The sequence below is a fragment of the Sporomusa termitida genome (assembly GCF_007641255.1).
In the GTDB taxonomy this organism is placed as follows: Bacteria; Bacillota; Negativicutes; order Sporomusales; family Sporomusaceae; genus Sporomusa; species Sporomusa termitida.
Genome location: NZ_CP036259.1, coordinates 3,010,630 through 3,034,684, shown reverse-complemented (window position 1 = coordinate 3,034,684; position 24,055 = coordinate 3,010,630). Strand labels below are relative to the sequence as shown.

The window sequence follows — 24,055 nt, the reverse complement described above, 5'->3', positions numbered from 1 at the left end:
GAGCCAGAGGGTAAGTTGACAAAACATAATGGAGTGTACTGGAGTATGCAAAAAAAATATACCTACAAGTATGGCAAAGGCACAGTCAACTTTACTGTTGATGAATCGTTGGTAACTGACGAACTATATATCAGGCAGTGTCCGGTTCTGTCTGACCCGGCGGAGTCTGTCAGAGAGGCAATTCGCAACCCGATCGGGTGTAAGCCGCTGCGGGATATCGTCAAGACCGGTGAAACCGTGGTTTTCCTTGTTAATGATACTACCCGGATAGCCAATAGCCACATTTTTATGCCTATATTGCTGGATGAGCTTAACAGCGCGGGGATTCCGGACCAGGATATGTGGATTGTGTTCGCGCTGGGGACGCACCGGCTGATGACCGAAGAAGAGATGGTTGGTGAAGTCGGCAGCTCAGTGTCGCAAAGGGTGAGGCTGTATAACAGTGATTGCCGGGATGCAGGTCAGTTCCGGTATTTTGGGACTACTTCCTATGGGACGCCTGTTTATTTTAACAACAAGGTTGTGGAAGCCGATCACATTATCTGTACAGGCAGTGTGGTACACCACTTTTTTGCCGGTTTCGGCGGCGGTCGCAAAGCCATGCTGCCGGGTGTCGCCCACTACGAAACTGTTCGCAAAAATCATAGCTTGATGCTGGACGCCAATGCCGTGATCGGTAAACTGGACGGCAACCCCATATACCATGACCAGGTGGAAGGAACGGAAATGTGCCGGCCATCCTTCCTGCTTAATGTCGTATTAAACGAAAAAAAAGAGTTTTTAAAAGTGTTTGCCGGTGACTATATTCAGGCGCACCGGGAGTGCTGTGAGTTTGTAAACGGCGTCTATGGGGTTCCCGTGGAGAAAGAGGCTGATTTAGTTATTGCTTCCTGTGGCGGCTATCCTAAGGATATTAATGTATATCAGCTGCAGAAGACCATGGATAATGCCTGGTGCGCGGTGAGGGAGGGCGGCGTGGTGATTATCCTTGGCGAATGTGCAGAAGGCTCCGGTTCGGCAATCTACGAAAAAACTATGCAAAAATATACGACGCCCGAACAGGTGGAAGCCGCTGTTAAAGCTGATTTTCAAATAGGCGCGCATAAGGCCTATGCAGTTACCCGGCTAATGAAAAAAGCGCACTTTATTTTAGTTTCCTCCATGCTGCCGGAGCTTGCCAGACTGCTGCTTTTCACGCCGGCCAGGGACATGGAGGAGGCGATGGAGCTTGCTGTAAATAAATTTAATTTGATACAGCCGCGCATCATTCTGATGCCAATGGGAAGCATCACCGTGCCCTTAATCAATAAAAGCAAGTGCGGCAACACCGGCGATTAGCATACAGGTATTGGATGAAAGCTGTTGAAAGGGTAAAGGTAATAGCGGCGGTGCAGGGCCGCAATTAAACAAAGTTAGGGGAATGTACATGGATATCAGAGAAGAAGCATTAAAAGCACATAAAGAGCATCAGGGCAAATTACAGGTTAGCAGCAAGATGCCGCTTAAAAACATGCATGACCTCAGCATTGCCTATACGCCCGGGGTTGCAGAACCCTGCCGGGAAATAAAGCAGAACAAAGAGCTTTCTTTTGAGTATACCTGCCGCGGCAACATGATTGCGGTTATTTCCGACGGCACCCGCGTTCTTGGTCTTGGTGACATCGGGCCGGAAGCCGCCATGCCGGTGATGGAAGGCAAAAGTGTAATCTATAAAACCTTTGCCGACGTAGATGCCGTACCCATCTGTCTCGGCACGAAAGACCCGGCAAAAATTATTGCGACAATAAAGCTGCTGGAACCCAGTTTTGCGGGGATCAATCTGGAAGACTTCTCTTCGCCTAAATGCTATGATATTGAAGACAGTCTGAAAAAGGAAATGGATATTCCCGTATTTCATGACGACCAGCATGGTACGGCAATTGCGGCTCTTGCCGGCGTTCTCGGGGCATTAAGATTTGTAAAAAAAGACCTGGCAAACACTAGTATTGTGGTTAATGGCGCCGGGGCGGCCGGCACGGCTATCGGCCGGATACTGGTCAATGCCGGTGCCCGGAACATTACTATGGTGGACATAGGGGGAGCACTCTATGATGGAATGCCTGGATTAAACCGGGTACAGGCTGCATTAGCGAAAGACACTAACAAAAACAAGCGGCAGGGAACGCTGGCGGAGATTGCCGCCGGGGCGGATGTTCTGATCGGTGTTTCAGCTCCCGGCGTATTTACCGGGGGAATCATAGGCAGCCTGGCGAAAGACTCAATTGTAATTGCAATGGCCAACCCGGTCCCGGAAGTCTATTACGCCGACGCCAAAGCTGCCGGGGCAAAAGTGGCCGGAACAGGACGGTCGGATGCGCCGAACCAGGTCAACAACTCCTCAGTTTTTCCAGGGCTGTTCCGCGGTGCCCTGGACGTAAGGGCCCGGCAGATTAATGAGGAGATGAAACTGGCGGCGGCATACGCCATCGCTAATATCATCCCTGCGGACGAACTGAGTGAGGACTATGTTGTTCCCAACGTATTTAATCCCCTGGTAGCTCCGGCCGTGGCTGCCGCAGTGGCGCGGGCGGCTATGGCAACAGGCGTTGCCAGAATTACCGTTGATCCGGAGACCGTGAGAGCCAAAACTGCCGCCCGGGTGAAACTGGGCCAATAAGAGGCGGCGGCGCTGCCGGCCGGTAATTGAAGTGAGGTCTGTTCAGCGGGATAAGCCGTAGTGCCGGCTTTGGCAGGCGGACACGGTTGGCAAGTTCAAATGAGAGTAAGCAGCCTTGCACCTGAAAATCAGGGGATGGCTGCTTACTCTTTTTTGCGCGCGGCCGGGGAATACTATCAAAGTATTGACAATATATTGCAGCCGGATTAAAATATATACTATACGGGGGTATAGTAGGAGGGTCTGTATGCTGGATGATAAAGAAAAAATTGATATAAAAAAAAGGCTGCGGCGGATCAGCGGCCAAATCAACGGTATTGAGAAAATGATTGATGAGAGCCGCTATTGTGTGGAGGTTCTGCAGCAGATTATGGCGGCCAGGGCGGCCCTCAATCAGGTTGCCCTGATTATGATTGAGAGCCATACGAAGAGCTGTGTGGTCAATGCCATCAGGGAAGACCGTACTGAGGAAGCCATCGATGAATTAATGGGCGTTTTATCCAAATTTACAAAGTAAGCCGGATCGTGCCGGTGTATATTCTGCCCAAGCGGCAGGGGAAGAACTACAAGCAGGGGAGTGAGGCATAATGTCTGAGGCCAAGGCGTCGTTGCCGCTGGCAACCGTGTTTTTAAAGGTGGGTGGGATGACCTGTGCGGCCTGTTCGGGCCGGGTGGAACGGGGGCTCGCCAAGCTGCCGGGGGTGGAAAAGGCGGCGGTTAACCTGGCGACGGAGAAGGCCGCTGTAACCTATGACAGTTCCCGGACCAGCCTGGGCGAAATCGTGCACAAGATTGAAGCTCTGGGCTATCAGGTGGTCAGGGACAAGGTGGAGGTAAAGATTACCGGCATGACCTGCGCCGCCTGCTCCGGCCGGATAGAAAGAGGCCTGGGCAAACTGCCCGGGGTGACCAGCGCGGTTGTTAATCTGGCGGTGGAAAAAGCAACGGTAGAATATTATGCGGGGGTTAGCGGCATCGCCGATATCAAGGCTAAGATCGAGCAGCTGGGGTTTGGCGCGCATGATCTAACCGATACCGCCGCGGTCGACAGGGAAAAGGAGGCCCGGGAGGCCGAGGTAACCAGACAGCGCCTGCGGCTGCTGGTGGCGGCCGTATTCTCCCTGCCGCTGCTGCTGGCTATGGTTTTGCATATGCTGGGGGTAATGGACAGCGTTGCCCATTTCCTGATGAATCCCTACCTGCAATGGGTATTGGCTACGCCTGTTCAGTTCATTGCCGGCTGGCAGTTTTACCGGGGCGCCTATATCGTACTGAAGAATGGCAGTGCCAATATGGATGTCCTGGTAGTACTGGGCACCTCGGCGGCTTATTTTTACAGTGTGGCGAATGTGCTGCGCCAGGACCCGGATCTGTATTTTGAAACCTCGGCTATTTTGATCACGCTGATTATTTTAGGAAAATTGCTGGAAGCGACGGCCAAGGGGCGGACCTCGGAGGCGATTAAGGCGCTCATGGGGCTGCAGGCCAAGACGGCCAGGGTGGTGCGCGACGGCCGGGAATTGGACATTCCCATTGCCGAGGTCCTGACCGGTGATATTGTTGTCGTGCGCCCGGGGGAAAAAGTGCCGGTCGACGGTGTGATTGTGGACGGGACATCGACAATTGATGAATCGATGCTGACCGGCGAAAGCCTGCCTGTTGATAAAAAGGCCGGTGACCAGGTGGTTGGTGCCACCATCAATAAATTAGGCACCTTCAAATTTGAGGCTACCAAGGTCGGCAAAGATACGGCCCTGGCCCAGATTGTCCGGATTGTCGAAGAGGCCCAGGGCTCGAAGGCGCCCATCCAGCGCTTTGCCGATGTGGTGTCGGCCTATTTTGTGCCGGCTGTCGTCGGGTTAGCGCTGCTAACCTTTGCCGCCTGGTTCTTCCTCCTGGACGCCGGCAATTTTTCGCGGGCCTTGGTTAATTTTACGGCCGTGCTGGTTATCGCCTGCCCCTGTGCCCTGGGCCTAGCCACGCCGACCTCCATTATGGTGGGCACCGGCAAAGGCGCCGAGCATGGTATTCTGATCAAGGGGGCCGAGCATTTAGAGCATGCCCACCGGCTGACAACCATTGTCCTTGATAAAACCGGCACCATCACGAAAGGGGAACCGGAAATTACCGATATTATACCCATGGCCGGTCTGGATGCGGCGACGCTCCTGCAGCTGGCGGTCAGGGCCGAGAAAAACTCCGAGCATCCCCTGGCGCAGGCGATTGTCAGCTATGGCAAACAGCAGGGGCTTGTGCCGGAAGATCCGGCCTCCTTTACGGCCATACCGGGGCACGGGGTCGAGGTTACCGTTGACGGGCAGAGAATTCTGGTAGGCACCCGGAAACTGCTGCAGGACAACGCGATTGATATTGCCGGCGCGATCGGGCCAATGGAAGAGCTGGAGCTTCAGGGCAAGACAGTCATGTTGTTCGCCCTGGAAAACCAGCTCAGCGGGTTATTTGCGGTGGCTGACACTGTGAAAGCGAATTCGGCCGAAGCGGTGGCCGGGCTGCAAAACATGGGTATCGAAGTATGGATGATAACCGGGGACAACAGCCGGACCGCCCGGGCCATCGCCGGCGCGGTCGGCATAACCAATGTTATGGCTGAGGTATTGCCGGAACATAAGGCGGAAAAGGTTGCGGCGCTAAAACAGGAAGGCAAGATTGTCGCTATGGTTGGTGACGGCATAAACGATGCGCCGGCGCTGGCTACGGCCGATGTGGGCTTTGCAATCGGGACCGGCACCGATGTGGCGATTGCGGCGGCCGATATTACCCTCATGCGGGGCGACCTGACCGGAATTGTGGCGGCTATCCGTTTAAGCCGGGCAACGATGCGGAACATTAAACAGAATCTGTTCTGGGCGCTGGTTTATAATTCACTAGGTATTCCCGTGGCGGCAGCCGGGTTTCTGTCACCGGTGCTGGCCGGTGCGGCCATGGCCTTCAGTTCGGTATCGGTGGTTACCAATGCCCTGCGACTGAAACGGTTTAACCCCTATAAGCCCTAAGGCCGGGCTGGGTTTGGTGTAAGCCGGTGCGAGGGGAGGTGAGGTTGTGAGCCAAGAACAAACGATATTGAAAATTGAGGGAATGTCCTGCGGACATTGCAAAATGAGTGTGGAAAAGGCCCTGCAGGCTGTTCCCGGCGTTATAAGCGCCAGTGTTGACCTGGCCAAAAAGGAAGCACTGGTCACCGGCACTGCTGACCGGGCGGCACTGGTTAAGGCGGTCGAAGATACCGGCTTTGACGTAGTGTAATTGAATAACCGGCTGCCAATACGCAAGAACCTGATTTTCAGGCGCTTGCGTATTTTTTTACCCCCAGAATTTATAGAAAGCTCAATGCTCTGGTCTCAAGATTTCACTGGATTTTACGGAAATTCATAACATTTTCATAGTTTCTTCATTAGTTCTTCAAAACTTTACGCTATAGTACAGACAGGCACCTCTACATAGGCTCTTACATCGAGAGTTGATAAATATATAATCTTAAGGGAGGTTGAACAATGAGCAGCATGGCCAAACCTGGTATTTTAAGCGCACTTATCGTCTTTGCGATTATGGTCACCGCTAATTTGCAGCCGGTGCTTGCGGCCGAGCAGCCCCTGACGTTGCAGGAGATTGTGAATTATGCTGTCCGCAATAATCCGGCCGTTGTCGAGACGCAAAAGCAATGGGAGGAGAAAGCCAGCCGGATTCCCGCTGTTACGGCCCAGCCCAATCTCAAATTCGGGATTATGAAGGACGACATTCCTACCTCCAGCTTGAATCCCGGCCAGGGGATGATGACCGAGTTTGGCCTCAGCCAGGAGTTTATGAATCCGTCTAAGCTGAAAGCGATGGGGAAGATGGCCGGCAGTGAGGCCAATATGGCCAGAGCCGGCTGGAATGACAAACAGCTTGAGGTATATACCCAGGCCAAACAGGCTTATTACGATTATCTGTATTTCCGGCAGGCGCTGAGCATCGGCAAGGAAAGCCAGCAGCTTATGGGCCAGCTGGTACAATTGGCCCAAATCAATTACGCTACCGGTATGGTGCCTCTGCAGGATACCCTGAAAGCCCAGACCGAGTTTTCGCAGATGACAATCGATCTGTTAGATATGGCGTCAATGGAGGCGGTGGCCAAAGCCAAGCTTAACAACCTGATGGGCCGCAGCACCAATACGGGTCTGGCGGTGAAGGAAGAGTTTACGGCACCGCCGCCTAACTTTGATCTGGCCTACCTGGTTAAAGCCGCTGAAAGCAAGCCGGCCGTAACCGGCATGGAGTATCAGGTGGAAATGGCCCAAAACGGCATTGAACTGGCCAAGAAGCAGCGGCTGCCTGATTTTGAGGTCCGGCTGGGCTACAAAAAAAACAAAGAACCGATGGTGGAAGAACAGGTGGATCATATGAATCCGATGAATACCACACTCATGCTGGAGGAGAGAAAACCAACCTGGAAGATTGAGGTTATGGCGATGCTGCCTATCTGGCAAGGCAAAAACAAAGCCGAAATCAAAGCGGCCCAGGCCGGCTTCGAGGCTTCGCAGGCGGCCCTCCAGAATATGAAAAACATGGCCGAGCTTGATGTCCAGATGGCTCTTACGGAAGCGCAGGCAGCCTGGCGGCAGATTGAATTGTATAAAAACACAATCATTCCCCAGGCTGAGCAGACTTACCAGGCGGCGGTAGTCGGGTATACCAACGGCAAGGTTGACTTCATGACTGTCCTGGAAGGGGTTAATACCCTGCGCAATGCCAAGCTTGGTTTGTACAAGGCCAAGGTGGATTATGAAAAAGCGGCGGCTAATCTGGAAAAAGCGGTAGGCAAGCCCTTGTTTACCAGTGTGGATGGCTCGCTTGAATAAGCCGGAGAAGGAGAGGACAGCATGATCGAAAAACTACAGGCCCAAAAAAAGCTTATCATCGGCATGGCCGCCGGTGTCCTGGTCATTGGCGGTGCCGGCTACTATTATTCCCTGCAACACAATAAACCAGTGGCGGCAGACCATACCGGACATCAAATGTCCGGGCCGGTTATGGCGATGGGTGATACCGTAACCCTTGACGCCAGGGCCAGGCAGCTGGCCGGGGTACAAACCGCGCAAGCGGTTGTTAAAGCATTGACCAAAGAAATTAAGACTACCGGCAAGATTGCCATGAATGAAAACGGCCGGACCTATATCACTTCCCGGGTTGAAGGGCGGGTGGATGAACTGTACGTAACGGCCGAGGGCGAGACTATTGCCCCCGGCCAGGCCATCGCCGTCGTCTACAGTCCCACCTACATCGCCGCCCAGGAAGAATATTTGTTAGCCCTGGAGACTGTGCAAAAGCTGAAAAATGCCGGCAAGGATGTAGTCCAGCTCAACAACCGCCTGCTGGAGGCGGCCCGGCGCAAACTACAGCTCCTCAATGTGCCTGACAGTGAGATCGTTCATCTGGAGCACACCCGGAAAGCGCAGGAGCAGATGACTGTTTATGCCCAGTTTGGTGGTACGGTGCTGGAAAAACAGCTGCTGCCCGGGGCCTTCATTATGCCCGGGGATAAATTATACAGTCTGTCGGACTTATCTACTGTTTGGCTGTATGCCGATATTTATGAGAAAGATATTGCCGGCATTACTCCCGGCCAGGCGGTTGTGGTAACCAGCGGCGCCTATCCGGGTCAGGAGTTTGCCGGCCGGATAACTTTTATTAATCCGATACTTGATGATGCCACCCGGACCGTCAAAGTCCGGGTCGAGATGGCTAATCCCGGCGGCAAACTAAAACCTAATATGTTCGTTAACGCCAGGGTGCAGACCCCATTAGCGGCGGGCCTGGTCATACCGGAATCGGCTCTCCTTGATACCGGCAGCCGGAAAATTGTTTTTGTGGCCCAAAGTGAGGATACCTTTGTCAAACGCGAGGTGGTTGCCGGGCAACAAACAGACGGCTATGTGCAAATCCTGTCCGGATTGCAGCCTGGTGAACCTGTAGTTACCGCGGCTGCCTTCCTGATTGATTCTCAGACCAAGTTAGGCAGCTTTGGCAGCCACGCCGGCCATGGCGGCGGCACGGCCGCGGGAACCGCACCGCCGGCAGCGCCGGCACCTGCCCCGAGCGTGCCGGCTGCGCCCGCTGCCGGCGGCGAACACAGCGGCCATAGCGGTCATTAAGGGGGCACGGCATGTTAAACAGAATCATCGAGTTTTCCATACACAATCGTGTGATTATCCTGGCTTTATCGGCCCTGGTCCTGGTCTGGGGAATCTTTGTGGTCCGCGATACCCCCATTGACGCGTTTCCTGACCTCAGTGAGAATCAGGTACTTGTCGCGGCTGACTGGATGGGGCGGGGGCCGCAGGAAATTCAGGATCAGGTCACTTATCCGCTGGAAACGGCCCTGCGGGGGCTGCCGGACGTGAAGGAAGTACGCTCTGCCTCTTCGTTTGGGATGTCACTCATCACTGTTATTTTTGAAGACGGGGTAGATCCTTACTTTGCCCGCCAGGTGGTGAATGAAAAAGTCCAGCAGGCTATTCCCCAATTGCCACGGGGTGTGCAGCCGGCTTTAGGACCTGTCAGCACCCCGATGGGCCAGGTCTTTATGTATACCGTGGAAAGTGACCGCCACAATCTGGCTGATTTACGAACTGTCGAAGACTTTACCATTAAGCAGCAGTTGAGCGCCGTGCCGGGGGTAGCCGAAGTTGCCAGCATTGGCGGTTATGTAATGCAATACCAGATTAATCTGGACCCCCAGCTTTTGCAAAGCTACCGGGTCAGCTTCAACCAGGTATTTGCCGCCCTTGGCGCCAACAATGCCAATATCGGGGCGAAGGTGGTCGAGCAAAACGGTCAGGAGTTTATCGTCCGCGGGCTGGGCTTAATCCAGTCGCCTGACGATATTAAGAATATTGTCCTTACCCAGAATAACAATGTGCCTGTTTATATTAAAGATGTAGCCCAGGTAACCACCGGGCCCGATTTCCGCCGGGGTGTGCTGACTAAATCCGGTTATGAGGCGGCCGGGGGGATTGTCATTCAGCGGATGGGCGAAAATACGCTGAATGTGATTGATCAGGTAAAAGCCAAGATTGCTGAAATCGAGCCAACCTTGCCTGCAGGCATGCGGATTGTGCCTTTTTATGATCAAACCGACCTGGTAAAAAAAGCGGTCAATACCCTGACCCGGGCCCTGGTGGAAGAATTCATCCTTGTGTCAATTATTGTCGTCGCTTTTTTGGGCAACCTGCGGTCCAGCCTGATTGTGACCAGCGCCATTCCCCTGGGGATTCTTATCGCGCTGATTGCCATGCAGCAGATCCACCTGTCGGCTAATTTGATGTCCCTTGGCGGTATCGCCATCGGCATCGGTGTTATGACCGACGCGGCTATTGTTATGGTGGAGAATATCTACCGCCATTTGGCTGAAGACCGGGGCCGCCGTGATATTGTCGAGGTGACCCTGGAAGCGGCCAAAGAAGTGGCAGCCCCGATTTTCTTTTCCATTATGATTATCATCGTCACCTTCCTGCCCGTATTTACCATGACCGGCACCGAGGGCAAGCTGTATACGCCGATGGCCTGGGCCAAATCCTTCGCTATGAGCGGGTCACTGCTGCTGGCTTTCACGCTGGTGCCGGTACTCTGCACCCTGTTGCTCAGAGGAAAAATCCAGGAAAAAGATACCTGGATTGTCGCCAGGCTGCATCAATGGTATCGGCCTGCGGTCAAGTCAGTGCTGCGGCACAGCAAGGCCACGATTGCCATTGCCGTTATTGTCATGCTGGCCGGCTTTTCACTCCTGCCGCTCATTGGCACCAGCTTTATGCCGGCTTTGGATGAAGGGACATTCCTGGTTATGCCGACTATGCTGCCCAGTGTGTCCCTCACCGAGGCGGTGGCAGCGGCCAAAACGATGGATAAGGTTATTGAGGAAATTCCGGAGATTGAGATGTCTGTGGGCAAGGTTGGCCGGGCCGAGTCGGCCATGGACCCGGCACCCATCAGCATGATTGAGACGATTGTTACCCTCAAACCCCAAGCGCAGTGGCGGGCCGGGATGACCAAAGAGGCCATTGAGCAGGAAATGATGGTTAAACTGGCCAATATTCCCGGACTCAACTTAGCTTTTACCCAGCCGATTGCCGGCCGGCTGGCCATGCTGACAACCGGCGTCCGCACCGAATTGGGGATCAAACTCTATGGGGAAGATCTGCAGGTATTGCAGCAAAAAGCCTTTGCTATTGAGCAAGCCCTGGCAACGGTGCCGGGGGTCAGCGATCTTTTAGCCGAGCGGGTCTTTGGCGCTTCCTATCTGGAGATTGAGGTCAACCGGGAACAGGCGGCGCGGTATGGCCTGAACATTGCCGACGTCGAAGACGCCGTCGAACTGGCAGTCGGCGGCAAAACCGCCACGACCACGATTGAAGGCCGCAAACGCTTTAATGTTCTCGTCCGTTATAACCGGGAAAACCGGGAGACAATCGAAGCCATGCAAAATATCCTTATTCCCGTAACCGGCAGCGGGGCTATGGCCAAAACCGGCGGCGACGGGATGGACGGCATGGGCGATAGCGTACCTGCCGCCCCAGCCGCGCCGGTCAGCGGGGCTTATGTACCGCTGGGCGAGGTGGCCCGGTTCCAGGTTGTGGACGGACCGTCCATGATCAGCAGCGATAATGGCGTGTACCGGATGATTATTCAAATGAATGCCCGGGACCGGGATATTGTCGGCTTTGTTAATGAAGCCAATCAGGTGATTAAAGAAAAAGTCGACCTGCCTGCCGGTTATTCCCTGCAATGGACCGGCCAGTATGAGCACCAGCAGCGGGCGAAAGACCGGTTGTCACTGGTCGTGCCGGCAGTCATTATCCTGACTTTCTTCTTATTGTATTTGACCTTCAAGTCTGCCAGCGATGCCTTTCTTATTCTGCTGAACATCCCCTTCTCCCTGGTGGGGGGCATTGTGGCCATGTATCTCACCGGCACCTACCTCACGGTCGCTGCGGCTGTCGGCTTCATTGCCCTGTTTGGTATTGCTGTGCAAAACGGGGTCATTATGGTAACGTATATTAAACACCTGCGCGACCACCGGACGCTGGAGGAAGCCATTATTGAAGGCGCCTTAACCCGGCTGCGGCCAGTTATGATTACCGCGCTTGTCGCCAGCCTGGGGCTGTTCCCCTTGCTGTTTGCCACCGGTACCGGGGCCGAGGTACAGCGGCCAATGGCCACCGTTGTCGTGGGCGGTCTGGTCACTTCCACGGTGCTGACCCTGATCGTGCTGCCGTGCATCTACCTGGTCTGGAACCAGTGGCGGGAGCGCAAGCAGACGGCTGCTGCCGGCAGGGAGCCTGTCGCCAAATAATTTATTAAGCAAGGAGACTGCAAAATATGAAAAAAAGTAAAATAGTTCTGGGCCTGTTAGCCATCACGGCGGCCGTTGTTCTGGTAACAGGCTGCGGTGGCGCCGGTCAGAAAGCGGCGGCGCCGCCTCCGGCCGCCCAGGAGCAGGCGGCCGGCCACCAGAGTCATAGTGCCTCGATGCCGAAGGAAGATCCGATGCCCATGATGAAAGACATGGAAAAAAACCTGCAGGACGTTGTCAAGCAGGTGCAGGCCGGACAGATCATGGCGGCGCAAAACAGCGCCGGGCAGCTTGTGAGTATTACCGATAAGGTTATGCCGCATATGATGGATGCCGGATTAAAAGATAAATTGCGCACAGCGGCCGTTGACATTAAGGATAAGGTTAATGCCGGCAAGGTGGACCCGGCAGTTATCGAGGACCAGGCAAAAGCTATGCAGGACCTGATGAAGCAAACGACAGCTCACCTGCAGACTATGAGTCATTAATTGACCCGGCAGGAGGACGGAGCATGCGTAAATGGATACTGCCCATAATCCTGGCCGGAGTCCTGTTTGGCGGCACGGCTGTGGCGGCAGCCGCTCCGGCTCCCGGCTATAACCAGTTTCTGCAGTCGCTTGAGGCGATTTTGGCCGGTGCCGTTATGCCTGTCGCCGCAGAGCGGCAGATCCCTGTTTTCAGCCCGGCTATAGCCAGCCGGACGGCCCTTGTTGTAGCGTCTGCCCGGAATCTGCTCGGCCGGCAGGTGGTGTGGGGCGGGGCTTCACCGGCCCAGGGATTTGACTGCTCCGGCCTGGTGCAGTATGTCTACAGGCAGGCCGGTGTCAACTTGTCGCGGACCGCCGACTTGCAGTTTATGGTCGGGCGGACGGTTGCGCCGGCAGACCTGCAGCCAGGTGACCTGGTGTATTTCAGCACTTATGAACAGGGTGCCTCCCATGTGGGCATTTATACCGGCGGCGGCAAATTTATCCATACCTCTTTTGGCCAGGGCATTGTAGCATTTGGTGATATGAGCGACACTTATTTTGTCAACCGCTATTATGGGGCCAAGCGGGTATTATAATAAGAACCTATGAATAGCAACAATAATTATCTGGGAGGGTTTAGGGTGAACAAAAAGTTTAGCGTTTGGGCTGTTGGCGGCCTGTTAACTGCGGCGGTGCTGGCTGTAGGAGTCAGCCCGGCAATCGCCGGGGCGCCTGAAAAATCGACGCAGGCCTGGGGAACGCAGGCCAATCAGCCCGGGGTGATGCCGGGAAAAATGAACCCCCAGGCCATGGCTGAAATGATGAAGACACCGGCGATGCAAAAGCAGTGCCTGGACATGATGAAAGACCCCGCCATGCAGCAGGTAATGAAGGATATGATGAAAACGCCCGAGCTGCAGGGGGTCATGAAGCAAATGCTTCAGCAGGATATGGCCTTTCATCAAATCATGGCCGACTTGGTAAATTCTGTGGATATGGACAGCGATCACGGCGCGCCGCAACCGGCTGAGCAGGACGGCGACAGTTTTCCTGCCGGTCATAGTTGGCATCACGGATAGACCGGGCCGGCCCGATCTGTTTTATAAAGCTGGTCATACAAACAAAAGGGGCTATCGCACTAAGAGAGTCTGATAGGAAACCAAAAGACGGCAACCGGCAGCCGTCTTTTATTGTCCCATCAGAATTAAAAATTCGCTGCTAGTACCTAAGGGATAAGAAAATCTTTACCCTAAAGGCTGATTTTAATGTACCGGGCTGGCAGGCGGCAAATCATCCAGTAGTTCAATATAGCCTTTGGTCCCGTTCACGCGAATTCGCTGCCCCTCCCGAATGAGACTGGTAGCCTGCTGGACGCCCACAACGGCTGGAATACCATATTCGCGGGCTACAATCGCACCATGGGTCATTAGTCCGCCCACTTCGGTAACTACGCCGCTTGCCGATACAAAAAACGGAGTCCAGCCAGGATCTGTAAAGGCGGCCACCAGGATATCCCCTTTGTCCAGCTTTGCTTGCTCCGGTTTTAGAATGACCCGGGCGCGTCCCTCCACGATTCCGGCCGATACCGGGATTCCGGGCAGCGCTCCCGGCGGTGCAGCCTGTTCGCCATAGCTGCCATTGATGATTTCACCTTCACTGGTCATCACCCTGGGCGGCGTTAGTTTTTCATATTCCCGGTATTTTTCCTTACGGTCAGCAATCAATTGCTGATCGGCATGAGCTGCCCGGATAACTTGCTCCAGTTCAGTAAGGGACAGATAATACACATCTTCGGCCTGGTTAAGCACTCCCTGACAAACAAGCTTTTCCGCTTCTTTCATAATGGCTTGTTTATATAAGTTAAAGTGGGCGACAATGAAATATTTGGGGTATTCTCTAAAGCCGGCCAGTCCCCGATAGGTTTTAACGAGCTTGTCCATGATTTTTGCTCTTACGGCGCCGCCCTTTATTTTTTTTAAGCGGGCTGACAGCATTTTGGCCGCTTCTTCTGCCCGTTTTTCGCCTTCGGCAAACTTACGGCGATGTTCACCTGGCTGTACGCTTTGAATATGGCTTAGGATTGCCGGGATAAGCTGGCTGGGTTGCGGGGCCGTGTAATATCAATTTCTCCGGTACACCGCATGCCATAGTGCTGGAGAAATTCCTCAAAAACCGGTTTAACAATGCGGCCGCCTTCGACCGTTTCCAGTCCTGCCAACAGCGTGTTGTCGCCGGCCTGAGGCAGATAAGCGATAACGGCGGGATACTGACGTATAATATCGGCGAGATCGCCAAGCGCCAGGCCCATTTCACTGGTATCATTCCTGGGCGGTGATTTGCCTAAATGCTCGACCTCTTTGCTGTCTCCCAGCCAGCGTTTACAAAAGCGGTCAATTAATTCAAAGGCCAGGATACTGGCGATAAACGGTCCCATCATATTGCCCTGCAGGACCCATTTGAACATTTCCATTTTATCCCGGTCAATAAACCTGATTTTGTCGCCGCCGGCAAGCTGTTCTAACGTTTGTTGCGCTTCAGCAATTTTTTCCTCAGACAAACCATAAAAATTATAGGCCTGGCTTGGATCTTTGGCCGTCAGATTTTCTAAGATTTTAAACACTGGCCCAGCCAGCTTTTTTAGTCCGGCAAAGCTAAACGTTTGTTTTGCTTCCGGTTGCAGCAAGGCGACAAGATCACGGCGGTTTTTGACCTCGTCGATGGCGCTGCCCATCAAAACATCCATTGTTCCCATGACGATTGACTGTTTCTGCCCAGGGGAGCAGGTAGAGGTAATGTCACAAAATAAACGTCCTCCGACGGGAACCAGGATCTGAGCATAGGGTTCCGAAAAATGAAACAGTGAAAGTCCAAGCGGCTTCATGGGATCGGTCATCATTTGCTGATGCCCAAGGGAGGCGAATACACGAAACCGGTTATCGGCAAGTTCAGGCAATGGGTAGAGCGTAGTAATCGGCCTGCTTTGCACAATATAGAAAATGCCGTCAGCAAAACACCATTCAATGTCCTGGGGGGAAGACAAATGGCGTTCAATGTTTTTGCCGATTGCCGCCAATACGAGCGTTTGTTCGTCGGTGAGCGCCTGGCACTTGGACATTTCGACAGGCAGTGATCTTTCCCTGGTACCACCCTCCGGTACGGCATATACAGCGATTTTTTTATCACCAAGCTGTTTTTTCAGAATGTTATTTTCTTTCACCTTGTAGAGGTCGGCGGTAACCGTGCCGCTCACCAATGTTTCGCCCAAGCCAAAGCCGGCGTCAATGGAGATAACCCTGCGATTGCCGTTTACCGGGTCGGCAGTAAACATAATCCCCGATACTTCCGGGGCAATCATCTGCTGTACAACCACGGCCAGCAAAACTTTTTTATGATCAAAGCCGTTGCGGGCGCGATACACGATGGCGCGGTCGCTGAACAAAGAGGCCCAGCATTTCTGGACATGATCGACAATGGCGTCAATCCCTTGAATGTTCAGGTAAGTATCCTGCTGCCCGGCAAATGATGCGCCGGGCAGGTCTTCTGCTGTCGCACTGGAGCGAACGGCATAAGCATAATCTCCGCCTGTTTCCTGCCAGGCTTGATTTATTTGCCGCCGGATATCGTCTGGCACCGGCAGGCTTTCCATATGCTGACGGATGCGCTGCCCCAACAATTGGACCGTGTCGGAGTTTTCAACCTCTAAATCGTAGAGTTGGTCTAAAAAACCGGCTAACGCCGGGCTTGTCGTGACAAAAGATTGATATGCTTCTGTGGTGACACAAAACCCCGGCGGTACGTTCACTTTGTCTATTTTAGAAATTTCTCCCAAGTTTGCCCCTTTGCCGCCTACCATTGGTAAATCCTGTTTACTGATTTCAGTAAACAAAAGTGTATAAGTTGGCATGCTTTTCCTCCCGGTATCTGAGAACATATCAATGCTTTTTAGTATTCTTCTGTCATAACAAATGTATTCGCATAATTGCATAATCTCGGATATGAAGTTGAAAACTAAGCTGGGCTAACGCAGTGCGTTTACGCGCCGGCCCAGCAAATATGGGGGGAGATTGATTCAGTGCGATTACTTTGGGACTGTTTAAAACCGTATAAACTGGCGGTCTTTGCACTTTTGCTGTTTTTGATTATTCAGTCAGCCTGTGAAATTCTGCTGCCAACCCTGGTAGCGGGCTTGATTAATCAGGGCATTCAAAAGGCTGATGCCGATTTTATTGAAACAACAGGAATATACATGCTGCTGGCCGCCATAGCCGCCATGATTTGCTCTTTGGCCTCCGGTTTAATTTCAGCCCGTATCTCCACCAGGATTAGTTCTGACTTACGGCAGCGGATTTTTTTTAAAGTGCAGGAGTTTTCGTCCAATGAAATCGACTTATTCGGGGTTTCTTCGCTGATCACTCGTACCACCAATGACATTACCCGGATTCAAACTTTTTTACTGTATTTGTTGAAGATGGGTATACTTACTCCGTTAATGATGGTTAGCGGCATCATCATGGCTGTTTTTACCAGTGGCAAGCTGTCGCTTGTTCTTATTGTTACTTTGCCGGTCATGTCCTTTGTTATTGCCTGGATTCTGGCCAGTATGATCGGCTACTACAGAAGTATGCAAGCTCAGTTTGATTTGCTCAACCTGGTATTACGCGAGAATCTTACCGGGATACGCGTCATTCGAGCCTTTAAGCAGGCCGGCCATGAAATGGAGCGGTTCGAGGGAGTCAACTCCGAATACACCCGATTGTCCATACATACTCAGCGGCGGATAGGCGTTTTAATGCCGGCGGTAACGGTGCTTATGAGTATAACCACCGTTACGGTCATGTTCTTTGGCAGCAGACTTATCATGAATGCAACAATGGATGTCGGCAGTCTGGTCGCTTATGTGCAGTATATCAACCAGATTCTCTTGTCGGTGATGATGACATCTATGCTATTTATGATGTATCCACGGCTGATTACCTCGCTCACCCGGATTGTCGCCGTATTGGAAACCCGGTCCAGCGTTGTTGACGGCTGCCGGCCTGAAGCCAGAATTCATACAGGAATTGTAGAATTTAAACAGGTGTGTTTTAGTTTTCCGCAGGCGGAGGCGGCGGTGTTAAATAATGTATCGTTTACTGCTCAGCCTAATCAAATGACGGCCATTATCGGCAGCACCGGCAGCGGAAAATCCACCATTGCCAAACTGCTGCTGCGTTTTTATGATGCTACGGCCGGTCAGATACTGATAGATGGCGTAGATGTCAGGGATTATACGTTGCATAATCTGCGTGAGAAAATCGGTTATGTTCCGCAAAAGGCAGTGTTGTTTTCCAATACCGTTGCGGGAAATCTCCGCTTCGGCAAAAGAAGTGCCAGCAGGGAGGAACTGCTTAAGGCTGCCGGTATTGCCCAGGCAACCGAGTTTATCCAGGCGAAAGAGGCCGGGCTTGATACCCTCATTGCGCAGGGTGGAGCCAATATGTCGGGCGGTCAGAAACAGCGTCTGGCCATTGCCCGGGCGGTGGTAAAAAAGCCGGCTGTCTATTTATTGGACGATAGTTTTTCCGCACTGGATTATACGACCGATAGAGCGGTACGCCAGGCGTTAAAGGCTGAAACAAAAGACGCGACGCTGATTGTTATTGCCCAGCGCATCAGCACGATTATTCATGCTGACCGCATTGTCGTTCTCAACGAGGGTCAGGTAGCCGATGCCGGCAGCCATGAAGAATTGATGGAACGCTGCGGCATTTATCAGGAAATTGTCAGGTCGCAGTTTCAGCAGGAGGAGTTAAGGTGAGCAACAACAAGCCCAGTCTTTATTCAAATGGCCCGGCAATCAGCGACGGAGATACTAAGAAGCCGCGAAACTTCGGCAATACAGGCAGACGTCTGTTGCTCTATTTTAAACAATTAAAAGGAAAATTACTTACTGCTGTTTTAATGACGGTGTTAAGCACACTGTTTACTGTTTTGGCGCCGGAAATTTTAGGCCAGGTGACGACGCTGCTTTACCAGGGGGTGACTACAGGGCTTTTTCACTGGGATAAGATGGTAAGGACGCTGCTGCTATTAACCGTTGTCTATCTGATTTCCCAGTTGTTTTCCTTGGGGCAGAATTTCCTCATGGCCGAGGTCACAGCCCGGATTATTTATTTGATCAGACAAGACCTCAATACAAAGCTCAACCGCCTGCCGCTGCGGTTTTTAGACGGCAAAACGCATGGCGAGCTATTGAGCCGGGTTACCAATGATGTGGAAACTGTCAGTTCTACCTTGCAGCATAGTTTTACCCAGATTATTTCTTCCCTGGTCACTCTGGCGGGGATATCTTTGATGATAGTGCTTATCAATGTCTGGATGTCGCTAATCGCTTTTGCTGTTATACCGCTGGCTCTTTTTAGCTCGTCAATGATCATTAAAGCATCCCGGAAATACTTTATTAATCAGCAGGAGTTTATTGGGGCGATGAACGGGCATGTGGAAGAAATGTATACCGGCTACAGCATTGTGAGCAGCTTTAATTACGAAGATGAAGCCAAGGCCAGCTTTAGCGACTTAAATAAAAAAATCCTGAATAATTCGTGGCGGGCCGAATTTTTATCAGGAATACTATCGCCTTTGGCCGCATTTTTAGGCAATCTCGGCTATGTAGGCGTTGCTGTTATGGGTTGTTTTTTTGCTATTCGCGGACAAATTGAAGTTGGACAAATTCAGGCTTTCCTGCAATATGTCAGACAGTTTAACCAGCCGATCAGTATCATTTCCAATGCGGCGGGAACTTTGCAGGCCGCGCTGGCGGCGGCGGAAAGAATTTTTGAAATTCTTGATGAAGAGGAGGAAAGCGCCGAGCATGCCAAGCCGGTAAAGCTGGAAAACGTCCAAGGCAATGTTTCCTTTCAACAGGTAAGATTTTCTTACCTGCCCGGTCAGCCTGTCATCCATGATTTTAATCTGGAGGTCAAAAGCGGTCAAACGGTGGCCATCGTCGGTCCTACCGGATCGGGCAAAACAACGTTGATTAATTTGCTGATGCGTTTTTATGATGTGGATGAAGGCAGTATTAACATTGACGGTATTGATATCAGGGATATGAAACGGGATGATGTGCGGGGGATTTTTGGCATGGTGCTGCAAGATACTTGGCTGTTTAACGGAACAATTGAAGAAAATATCGCCTATGGACGGCAGGGAGCCACCCGGCAGCAGGTTGTTGATGCCGCCAAAACCGCTCATGTCCATCAATTTATCAAAACATTGCCCAACAACTACGATATGCGGATTAGTGAGGATGCCGGCAATATTTCGCAAGGTCAGAAGCAACTGATCACCATTGCCCGCGCCATTATCGCCGCCCCGCCAATACTCATCCTGGATGAAGCTACAAGTTCGGTAGACACCCGCACTGAGGTTCTCATTCAAACCGCTATGCAGAGGATGATGCGGGGAAGGACCAGCTTTGTCATTGCCCACCGGCTGTCTACGATTCGTAACGCCGATATCATCCTGGCACTGAATGACGGGGATATTGTGGAAAAGGGAAGCCACACCGAGTTGATGGCGCAAAGAGGGTTTTACCATAGCCTTTACAACAGTCAGTTCGCGGCTGAGGAGGCCGGAAGCTGATCAGGGAAAAGCGTAGAGGCGATTTAAAGCGGCCAATTTGGATCACGCCACGAGCGCGCGGTTTCGCAGCGATCGGCTGACGCGGGAAAGAAATTAATCAGTTTGCTCAACCGGTTTGGCGTACTGGAAATGAAACACGCCGGTGTAGGCCGGAAGCTGAATATCCGGTTGCTGGGAAACAGTAATTTTAATTCCCCAGAAGGATAAGGTTTCGATAACCCCGCCTCTCATTTTTAACGAATTCTCCAGTGTTGCCGGATCGCCAATGGCCCTTATTTCAAAAGGAGCAGCAAAGTCGGTGCCGTTGACAGACATTGATTGTCCGTTCTGAATGATGCCGGAACCGGTAATGAGACGCTGATTATTGATGGCTATGGCCTCAGCCCCGCCGGCCCGCAGCTCGTTCAGAATTTTAAGCATGTCCTCGGCTCTGATTAAATACAGCTCAGAGCTTTTGGTATTTATCGGTTGCCGGCGGTCTTCCTCTAGCGTGACAATGATACCCGGACCTGTCAGGGGGAGGGTGCCTGCGCCCATGGCAATGCGCTGTGCCTCTTTATGGGCCGCATCGGCAGACTGCAATTCCCTGATTTGCGAGTGGAGGATGGCAATTTCTTTTTCCGACGAGCTTAAGCGGAGGGTTAAATCTTCGACTCTTTGATTCTGGAGGGAATACCGGAAGTCCTGATTGTTTTTAAACTGTACGGCTAGTATGATACCTAACACAACACATACCAGACTAATGGATACCTGGCCTTTTTTGGGCAACATAAAATCACCTCAACTAGTATACTGGTATTCTGAATGTCAGAGAGTATAGTCATTGTTAACACAATATGTGTATAGGCATATATTATCAGAAAAACAAGGCGCAGTAAATCACATAAGTTTGATACGGCCGCTAATTGACACTAAAGCCGGTTTTTTTTTGCCCAGCACACAATTAATAAATTTCAATGGTGTAGTCTAAGAGTGAGCAGACATTTATCATAAAAAGGGCTACCGGTTGCTGCTGCCGGCTGCAGGGCTTGGCAATATGTGCTGCACGCGGGTGATGGGGTCTATGTTATAATATAAATAGATTTATAGGTATATACAAGGTACGGATGTGTAAGTAATAATAACCACTGGAGGGTTGAAGAATGTCACAACGGTCAGTCTTAATTGTTGATGATGATACAAAACTGGTTGAATTGCTGCAATTGTATTTTGAAAAAGACGGGTTTGTGGTGTTTACCGCCAATGACGGGTTAACGGCCCTGAAAACCGCCCGCGAGAAAGAGCCGGATATTCTGGTGCTTGATTTAATGCTGCCGGGGATGGACGGCTGGGATATCTGCCGGGCTCTGCGGCGCGATAATGAGGTTCCCATCTTAATGCTGACCGCCAGGGCGGAAGAAAGCGACCGATTAGTGGGGTTGGAAATTGGTGCCGATGATTATGTGACCAAACCCTTTAGTCCTAAAGAAGTAGTGGCCCGTGTCAAAGCCATTCTGCGCCGGACCAAGCGAACGACAGTCAAGACTGAATCGGTCCGGCTGGGGGATGTAGTTATCGACCTGAAACAGTATCAGGTAACAAAAGGCGGGCAGACTGTTGAGCTTACGCCGACCGAGTTTAAGATGCTGGAGCTGTTGGCCGCCAATCCGGGCCGGGTTTTTAGCCGGCTGCAGATTGTGGAACAGGCTCAGGGCTATTCCTTTGAAGGGTATGAGCGAACGATTGATGCGCATATTAAAAATTTACGGCGGAAAATTGAAGACAACCCCAGAGAACCGGTATATATCCAGACCGTTTACGGTGTAGGCTACCGTATGGCAGGCACCCCCCATGAATAGCATTATCTACCGGATTACAGGCCTGATGTTTCTCGCGGTGGCGATGACTGTGTTTTCGCTCATCTATTTGGCAAACATGCAAATGACCGGTTTATTTCAGGAGTATGTGACTGTTCAGCAGGTCGAAATGCACCGTCATATGAGCGCAGGCAGTGAGGGTCAGTCTGTTATGATGGGCAATTTAGAACAGAATTTTTTGACATCAGTCCACCAGTCCCTCATTTGGGTCGGCGTGGCCCTGTTGGTCGCCGGGCTGGGGGCGAGTTATGTCTTAGCCCTCAGCATTACCACGCCATTGCGTAAATTAAGTGCTGCCGCACTGGAGATCGAACGGGGGAATTTTGCCCAGAAAGTACCTGTGCCCTCGACCGATGAAGTGGGCAGGCTGGCCGTAGTTTTCAACAGCATGGCGGAAACTTTGGATAATAACAGTAAGTTAAGGCAACAGTTTCAAGCCAATATCGCTCATGAATTACGCACCCCGCTTGCTGTTATCCAAGGTCACCTGGAAGGCATGATTGACGGCATTATTGAGCCTAACAGGAAACAGCTGACTTCCCTCCATGAAGAAGCGATTCGCCTATCAAGACTGATCAAAGACCTGAAAGATTTGTCCCTGGCCGAAGTCCGTCAATTATCACTGGAGGTTACAGAGCTTAGTGTTAATCAGACTGTGGAGCAAGCCGTATATATGCTGAAACCCCTTGCCGATGACAAGGGTGTTACCATTGAACGGAATCTGCTGCCGGGGCTGCCGCCAATTATGGCTGATGCCGACCGGATTTGCCAGATCTTTTACAATCTGATCACCAATGCCATTCGTTATACGGCGGCCGGGGGACAGGTAACGATTGCCACTGCTCAAATCAGGCTGGAAGAGCAGAACTGGGTAAGGGTTACTGTTGCCGATAACGGCCAGGGGATCGATAGTACTGATTTGCCGCATTTATTTGACCATTTTTACCGGGGTGATAAATCACGGGACAGAAAAAGCGGCGGCACAGGTCTTGGTTTGGCTATTGTCAAACAGCTTGCCGAAATTCATGGCGGCAAAGTTCAGGCGGAAAGCACAGTCGGCCGGGGGAGTGTTTTTTCTGTTTTGCTGCCTGTACAAACGCTAAGAAAAGATAATTATAAGGCCGCTACTTTTTGACTGAGCTGACGTTTGCAGGTTAAATGGTATTACGCATTCTTGATTGTTATTGACCAGGAGGGCTTACCCATGGATAACAAGCATTATCTCGCGGCTGTGCTGCTATTAAGTATATTAGTCATGCCGGTGGGGGCTTTGGCCGGTCAAAATAAGACTGGCTATACGCCAAATCCGGGTTGCAACCGGAATGACGGGCTCCTTGGCTCCACCCGCGAGGCTGCCGCGGCCTTTGCGATTGATTGGCAGCTGCCGGCCGGGTTTAAGGTTCTGGATATACAGGCCGAAGATATTACCGGGGATGGAATGCCGGACCGGGTCTATCTGATCGGCCAGAAGCCGGCAACTGCTTCTGGCTATGCCGATTCCTTTAAATTGATTGTCGAGAACGGGGCTGCTAAAACCCGGACTGAAACCGATTTGGCATCAATGGGCGGCTATGAAGCCCGCTTATTCCTGGGCGACTTTACCGGGGATCATGTGGCTGATGTTCTGGTTACCGCCGCCACCGGCGGCAGCGGAGGCTGGTATGATAACCGGGTTGTCACCTTTATTAGTAAGGATACGGTTATTTTTAATCAACAGGACAACAGCAAAATTTTTGTGTCCGGTCAATTTAAGGATGGTTATAAAATCGAACTTTATAATGAAGCCGGGGCCGGTTCGGCGGTAACGCTGGATGTCGGCGAACGTAAAGCCGATTATGTGCGTTTGGGGCTTTATGATCATAAAGGAACCCTCAAGCAACAGACCCGGGCCATGGTTACTCCCTTTGGCCGGCTGGAACCAGTTGACGTTAATAATGATGGCATTTATGAATTAAAAGGCCTGCAACGTATCACCGGCGCTTATAACGCCGATGGGCTCGCCACTGTGGAAATCGTGCTGGCCTATACCGGCCAGGAATGGCAGCCCCGGTCCGTCGGTCTTCATATAAACCTGCACCTGACCCCGGACTCCAGGTAAACT

Annotated in this window: 19 protein-coding genes; 16 read left to right on the top strand and 3 right to left on the bottom strand. The window is 52.0% G+C overall.

Annotated elements, in window-relative coordinates; all coding sequences use genetic code 11:
* Positions 1–45 precede the first annotated feature (45 nt).
* The 11 genes from SPTER_RS14310 (at position 46) to SPTER_RS14260 (ending at position 13,554) form a co-directional block, all read left to right on the top strand.
* Positions 46–1,338: a nickel-dependent lactate racemase family protein gene (locus tag SPTER_RS14310; protein ID WP_144351013.1), complete on the top strand. Its 1,293-nt coding sequence runs from the start codon at positions 46–48 to the stop codon at positions 1,336–1,338.
* A gap of 88 nt (positions 1,339–1,426) precedes the next feature.
* Positions 1,427–2,656 (top strand): NAD(P)-dependent malic enzyme, encoded by a 1,230-nt coding sequence (locus SPTER_RS14305; protein ID WP_144351012.1) that lies wholly within the window; start codon positions 1,427–1,429, stop codon positions 2,654–2,656.
* Positions 2,657–2,903: 247 nt separating this feature from the next.
* The gene (locus SPTER_RS14300; protein WP_144351011.1) at positions 2,904–3,173 is read left to right on the top strand and encodes a metal-sensitive transcriptional regulator; all 270 of its coding nucleotides are present in this window, start codon (positions 2,904–2,906) and stop codon (positions 3,171–3,173) included.
* Positions 3,174–3,243: 70 nt separating this feature from the next.
* Complete coding sequence (locus SPTER_RS14295; RefSeq protein WP_144351010.1) at positions 3,244–5,670, top strand: heavy metal translocating P-type ATPase; 2,427 nt, start codon at positions 3,244–3,246, stop codon at positions 5,668–5,670.
* Between the two features lie 46 nt (positions 5,671–5,716).
* The gene (locus tag SPTER_RS14290) at positions 5,717–5,920 is read left to right on the top strand and encodes a CopZ family metallochaperone (RefSeq protein ID WP_211367286.1); all 204 of its coding nucleotides are present in this window, start codon (positions 5,717–5,719) and stop codon (positions 5,918–5,920) included.
* A 248-nt stretch (positions 5,921–6,168) separates the two neighbouring features.
* Positions 6,169–7,515, top strand: coding sequence for a TolC family protein (locus SPTER_RS14285; protein ID WP_246105309.1), 1,347 nt, complete (start codon positions 6,169–6,171; stop codon positions 7,513–7,515).
* 21 nt (positions 7,516–7,536) lie between these two features.
* Positions 7,537–8,808 carry an efflux RND transporter periplasmic adaptor subunit gene (locus SPTER_RS14280; protein ID WP_144351009.1) on the top strand — a complete coding sequence of 424 codons (1,272 nt, stop codon included), beginning with the start codon at positions 7,537–7,539 and terminating at the stop codon, positions 8,806–8,808.
* Positions 8,809–8,819: 11 nt separating this feature from the next.
* A complete protein-coding gene (locus tag SPTER_RS14275; RefSeq protein WP_144351008.1) occupies positions 8,820–12,005 on the top strand; it encodes an efflux RND transporter permease subunit in 3,186 nt (1,061 codons plus the stop codon).
* 26 nt (positions 12,006–12,031) lie between these two features.
* The gene (locus SPTER_RS14270; protein WP_144351007.1) at positions 12,032–12,493 is read left to right on the top strand and encodes a hypothetical protein; all 462 of its coding nucleotides are present in this window, start codon (positions 12,032–12,034) and stop codon (positions 12,491–12,493) included.
* Between the two features lie 23 nt (positions 12,494–12,516).
* Positions 12,517–13,071 (top strand): C40 family peptidase, encoded by a 555-nt coding sequence (locus SPTER_RS25685; protein WP_144351006.1) that lies wholly within the window; start codon positions 12,517–12,519, stop codon positions 13,069–13,071.
* Between the two features lie 45 nt (positions 13,072–13,116).
* The gene (locus SPTER_RS14260; RefSeq protein WP_144351005.1) at positions 13,117–13,554 is read left to right on the top strand and encodes a hypothetical protein; all 438 of its coding nucleotides are present in this window, start codon (positions 13,117–13,119) and stop codon (positions 13,552–13,554) included.
* A 183-nt stretch (positions 13,555–13,737) separates the two neighbouring features.
* Here the strand turns inward: SPTER_RS14260 and SPTER_RS25390 are convergent, their stop codons facing one another.
* Together SPTER_RS25390 and SPTER_RS14255 are read right to left on the bottom strand one after the other, a co-directional pair.
* The gene (locus SPTER_RS25390; RefSeq protein ID WP_246105308.1) at positions 13,738–14,415 is read right to left on the bottom strand and encodes a PEP-utilizing enzyme; all 678 of its coding nucleotides are present in this window, start codon (positions 14,413–14,415) and stop codon (positions 13,738–13,740) included.
* A gap of 134 nt (positions 14,416–14,549) precedes the next feature.
* The gene (locus tag SPTER_RS14255; RefSeq protein ID WP_246105307.1) at positions 14,550–16,379 is read right to left on the bottom strand and encodes a PEP/pyruvate-binding domain-containing protein; all 1,830 of its coding nucleotides are present in this window, start codon (positions 16,377–16,379) and stop codon (positions 14,550–14,552) included.
* A gap of 168 nt (positions 16,380–16,547) precedes the next feature.
* Here SPTER_RS14255 and SPTER_RS14250 point away from each other — a divergent pair, with 168 nt between their 5' ends.
* Together SPTER_RS14250 and SPTER_RS14245 are read left to right on the top strand one after the other, a co-directional pair.
* Positions 16,548–18,272: an ABC transporter ATP-binding protein gene (locus tag SPTER_RS14250; RefSeq protein WP_144351004.1), complete on the top strand. Its 1,725-nt coding sequence runs from the start codon at positions 16,548–16,550 to the stop codon at positions 18,270–18,272.
* Positions 18,269–20,098 carry an ABC transporter ATP-binding protein gene (locus SPTER_RS14245; RefSeq protein ID WP_144351003.1) on the top strand — a complete coding sequence of 610 codons (1,830 nt, stop codon included), beginning with the start codon at positions 18,269–18,271 and terminating at the stop codon, positions 20,096–20,098. The genes SPTER_RS14250 and SPTER_RS14245 overlap by 4 nt, the downstream gene beginning before the upstream one ends.
* A gap of 93 nt (positions 20,099–20,191) precedes the next feature.
* Here the strand turns inward: SPTER_RS14245 and SPTER_RS14240 are convergent, their stop codons facing one another.
* A complete protein-coding gene (locus tag SPTER_RS14240) occupies positions 20,192–20,869 on the bottom strand; it encodes a DUF881 domain-containing protein (protein ID WP_144351002.1) in 678 nt (225 codons plus the stop codon).
* A 371-nt stretch (positions 20,870–21,240) separates the two neighbouring features.
* On the opposite strand from SPTER_RS14240, the gene SPTER_RS14235 reads away from it, so the two are divergent.
* The 3 genes from SPTER_RS14235 (at position 21,241) to SPTER_RS14225 (ending at position 24,052) form a co-directional block, all read left to right on the top strand.
* Positions 21,241–21,936 (top strand): response regulator transcription factor, encoded by a 696-nt coding sequence (locus SPTER_RS14235; RefSeq protein WP_144351001.1) that lies wholly within the window; start codon positions 21,241–21,243, stop codon positions 21,934–21,936.
* A complete protein-coding gene (locus SPTER_RS14230) occupies positions 21,929–23,089 on the top strand; it encodes a sensor histidine kinase (RefSeq protein WP_144351000.1) in 1,161 nt (386 codons plus the stop codon). The genes SPTER_RS14235 and SPTER_RS14230 overlap by 8 nt, the downstream gene beginning before the upstream one ends.
* Positions 23,090–23,158: 69 nt before the next feature.
* Positions 23,159–24,052: a hypothetical protein gene (locus tag SPTER_RS14225; protein WP_144350999.1), complete on the top strand. Its 894-nt coding sequence runs from the start codon at positions 23,159–23,161 to the stop codon at positions 24,050–24,052.
* Positions 24,053–24,055 lie beyond the last annotated feature (3 nt).

Excerpts from the sequence above, each read along its gene's own strand:
- SPTER_RS14310 (WP_144351013.1), top strand. The coding sequence starts at position 46 with ATGCAAAAAAAATATACCTACAAGTATGGCAAAGGCACAGTCAACTTT.
- SPTER_RS14305 (WP_144351012.1), top strand. The coding sequence starts at position 1,427 with ATGGATATCAGAGAAGAAGCATTAAAAGCACATAAAGAGCATCAGGGC.
- SPTER_RS14300 (WP_144351011.1), top strand. The coding sequence starts at position 2,904 with ATGCTGGATGATAAAGAAAAAATTGATATAAAAAAAAGGCTGCGGCGG.
- SPTER_RS14295 (WP_144351010.1), top strand. The coding sequence starts at position 3,244 with ATGTCTGAGGCCAAGGCGTCGTTGCCGCTGGCAACCGTGTTTTTAAAG.
- SPTER_RS14285 (WP_246105309.1), top strand. The coding sequence starts at position 6,169 with ATGAGCAGCATGGCCAAACCTGGTATTTTAAGCGCACTTATCGTCTTT.
- SPTER_RS14280 (WP_144351009.1), top strand. The coding sequence starts at position 7,537 with ATGATCGAAAAACTACAGGCCCAAAAAAAGCTTATCATCGGCATGGCC.
- SPTER_RS14275 (WP_144351008.1), top strand. The coding sequence starts at position 8,820 with ATGTTAAACAGAATCATCGAGTTTTCCATACACAATCGTGTGATTATC.
- SPTER_RS14270 (WP_144351007.1), top strand. The coding sequence starts at position 12,032 with ATGAAAAAAAGTAAAATAGTTCTGGGCCTGTTAGCCATCACGGCGGCC.
- SPTER_RS25685 (WP_144351006.1), top strand. The coding sequence starts at position 12,517 with ATGCGTAAATGGATACTGCCCATAATCCTGGCCGGAGTCCTGTTTGGC.
- SPTER_RS25390 (WP_246105308.1), bottom strand. The coding sequence starts at position 14,415 with ATGGACAAGCTCGTTAAAACCTATCGGGGACTGGCCGGCTTTAGAGAA.
- SPTER_RS14255 (WP_246105307.1), bottom strand. The coding sequence starts at position 16,379 with ATGCCAACTTATACACTTTTGTTTACTGAAATCAGTAAACAGGATTTA.
- SPTER_RS14240 (WP_144351002.1), bottom strand. The coding sequence starts at position 20,869 with ATGTTGCCCAAAAAAGGCCAGGTATCCATTAGTCTGGTATGTGTTGTG.
- SPTER_RS14235 (WP_144351001.1), top strand. The coding sequence starts at position 21,241 with ATGTCACAACGGTCAGTCTTAATTGTTGATGATGATACAAAACTGGTT.
- SPTER_RS14230 (WP_144351000.1), top strand. The coding sequence starts at position 21,929 with ATGAATAGCATTATCTACCGGATTACAGGCCTGATGTTTCTCGCGGTG.
- SPTER_RS14225 (WP_144350999.1), top strand. The coding sequence starts at position 23,159 with ATGGATAACAAGCATTATCTCGCGGCTGTGCTGCTATTAAGTATATTA.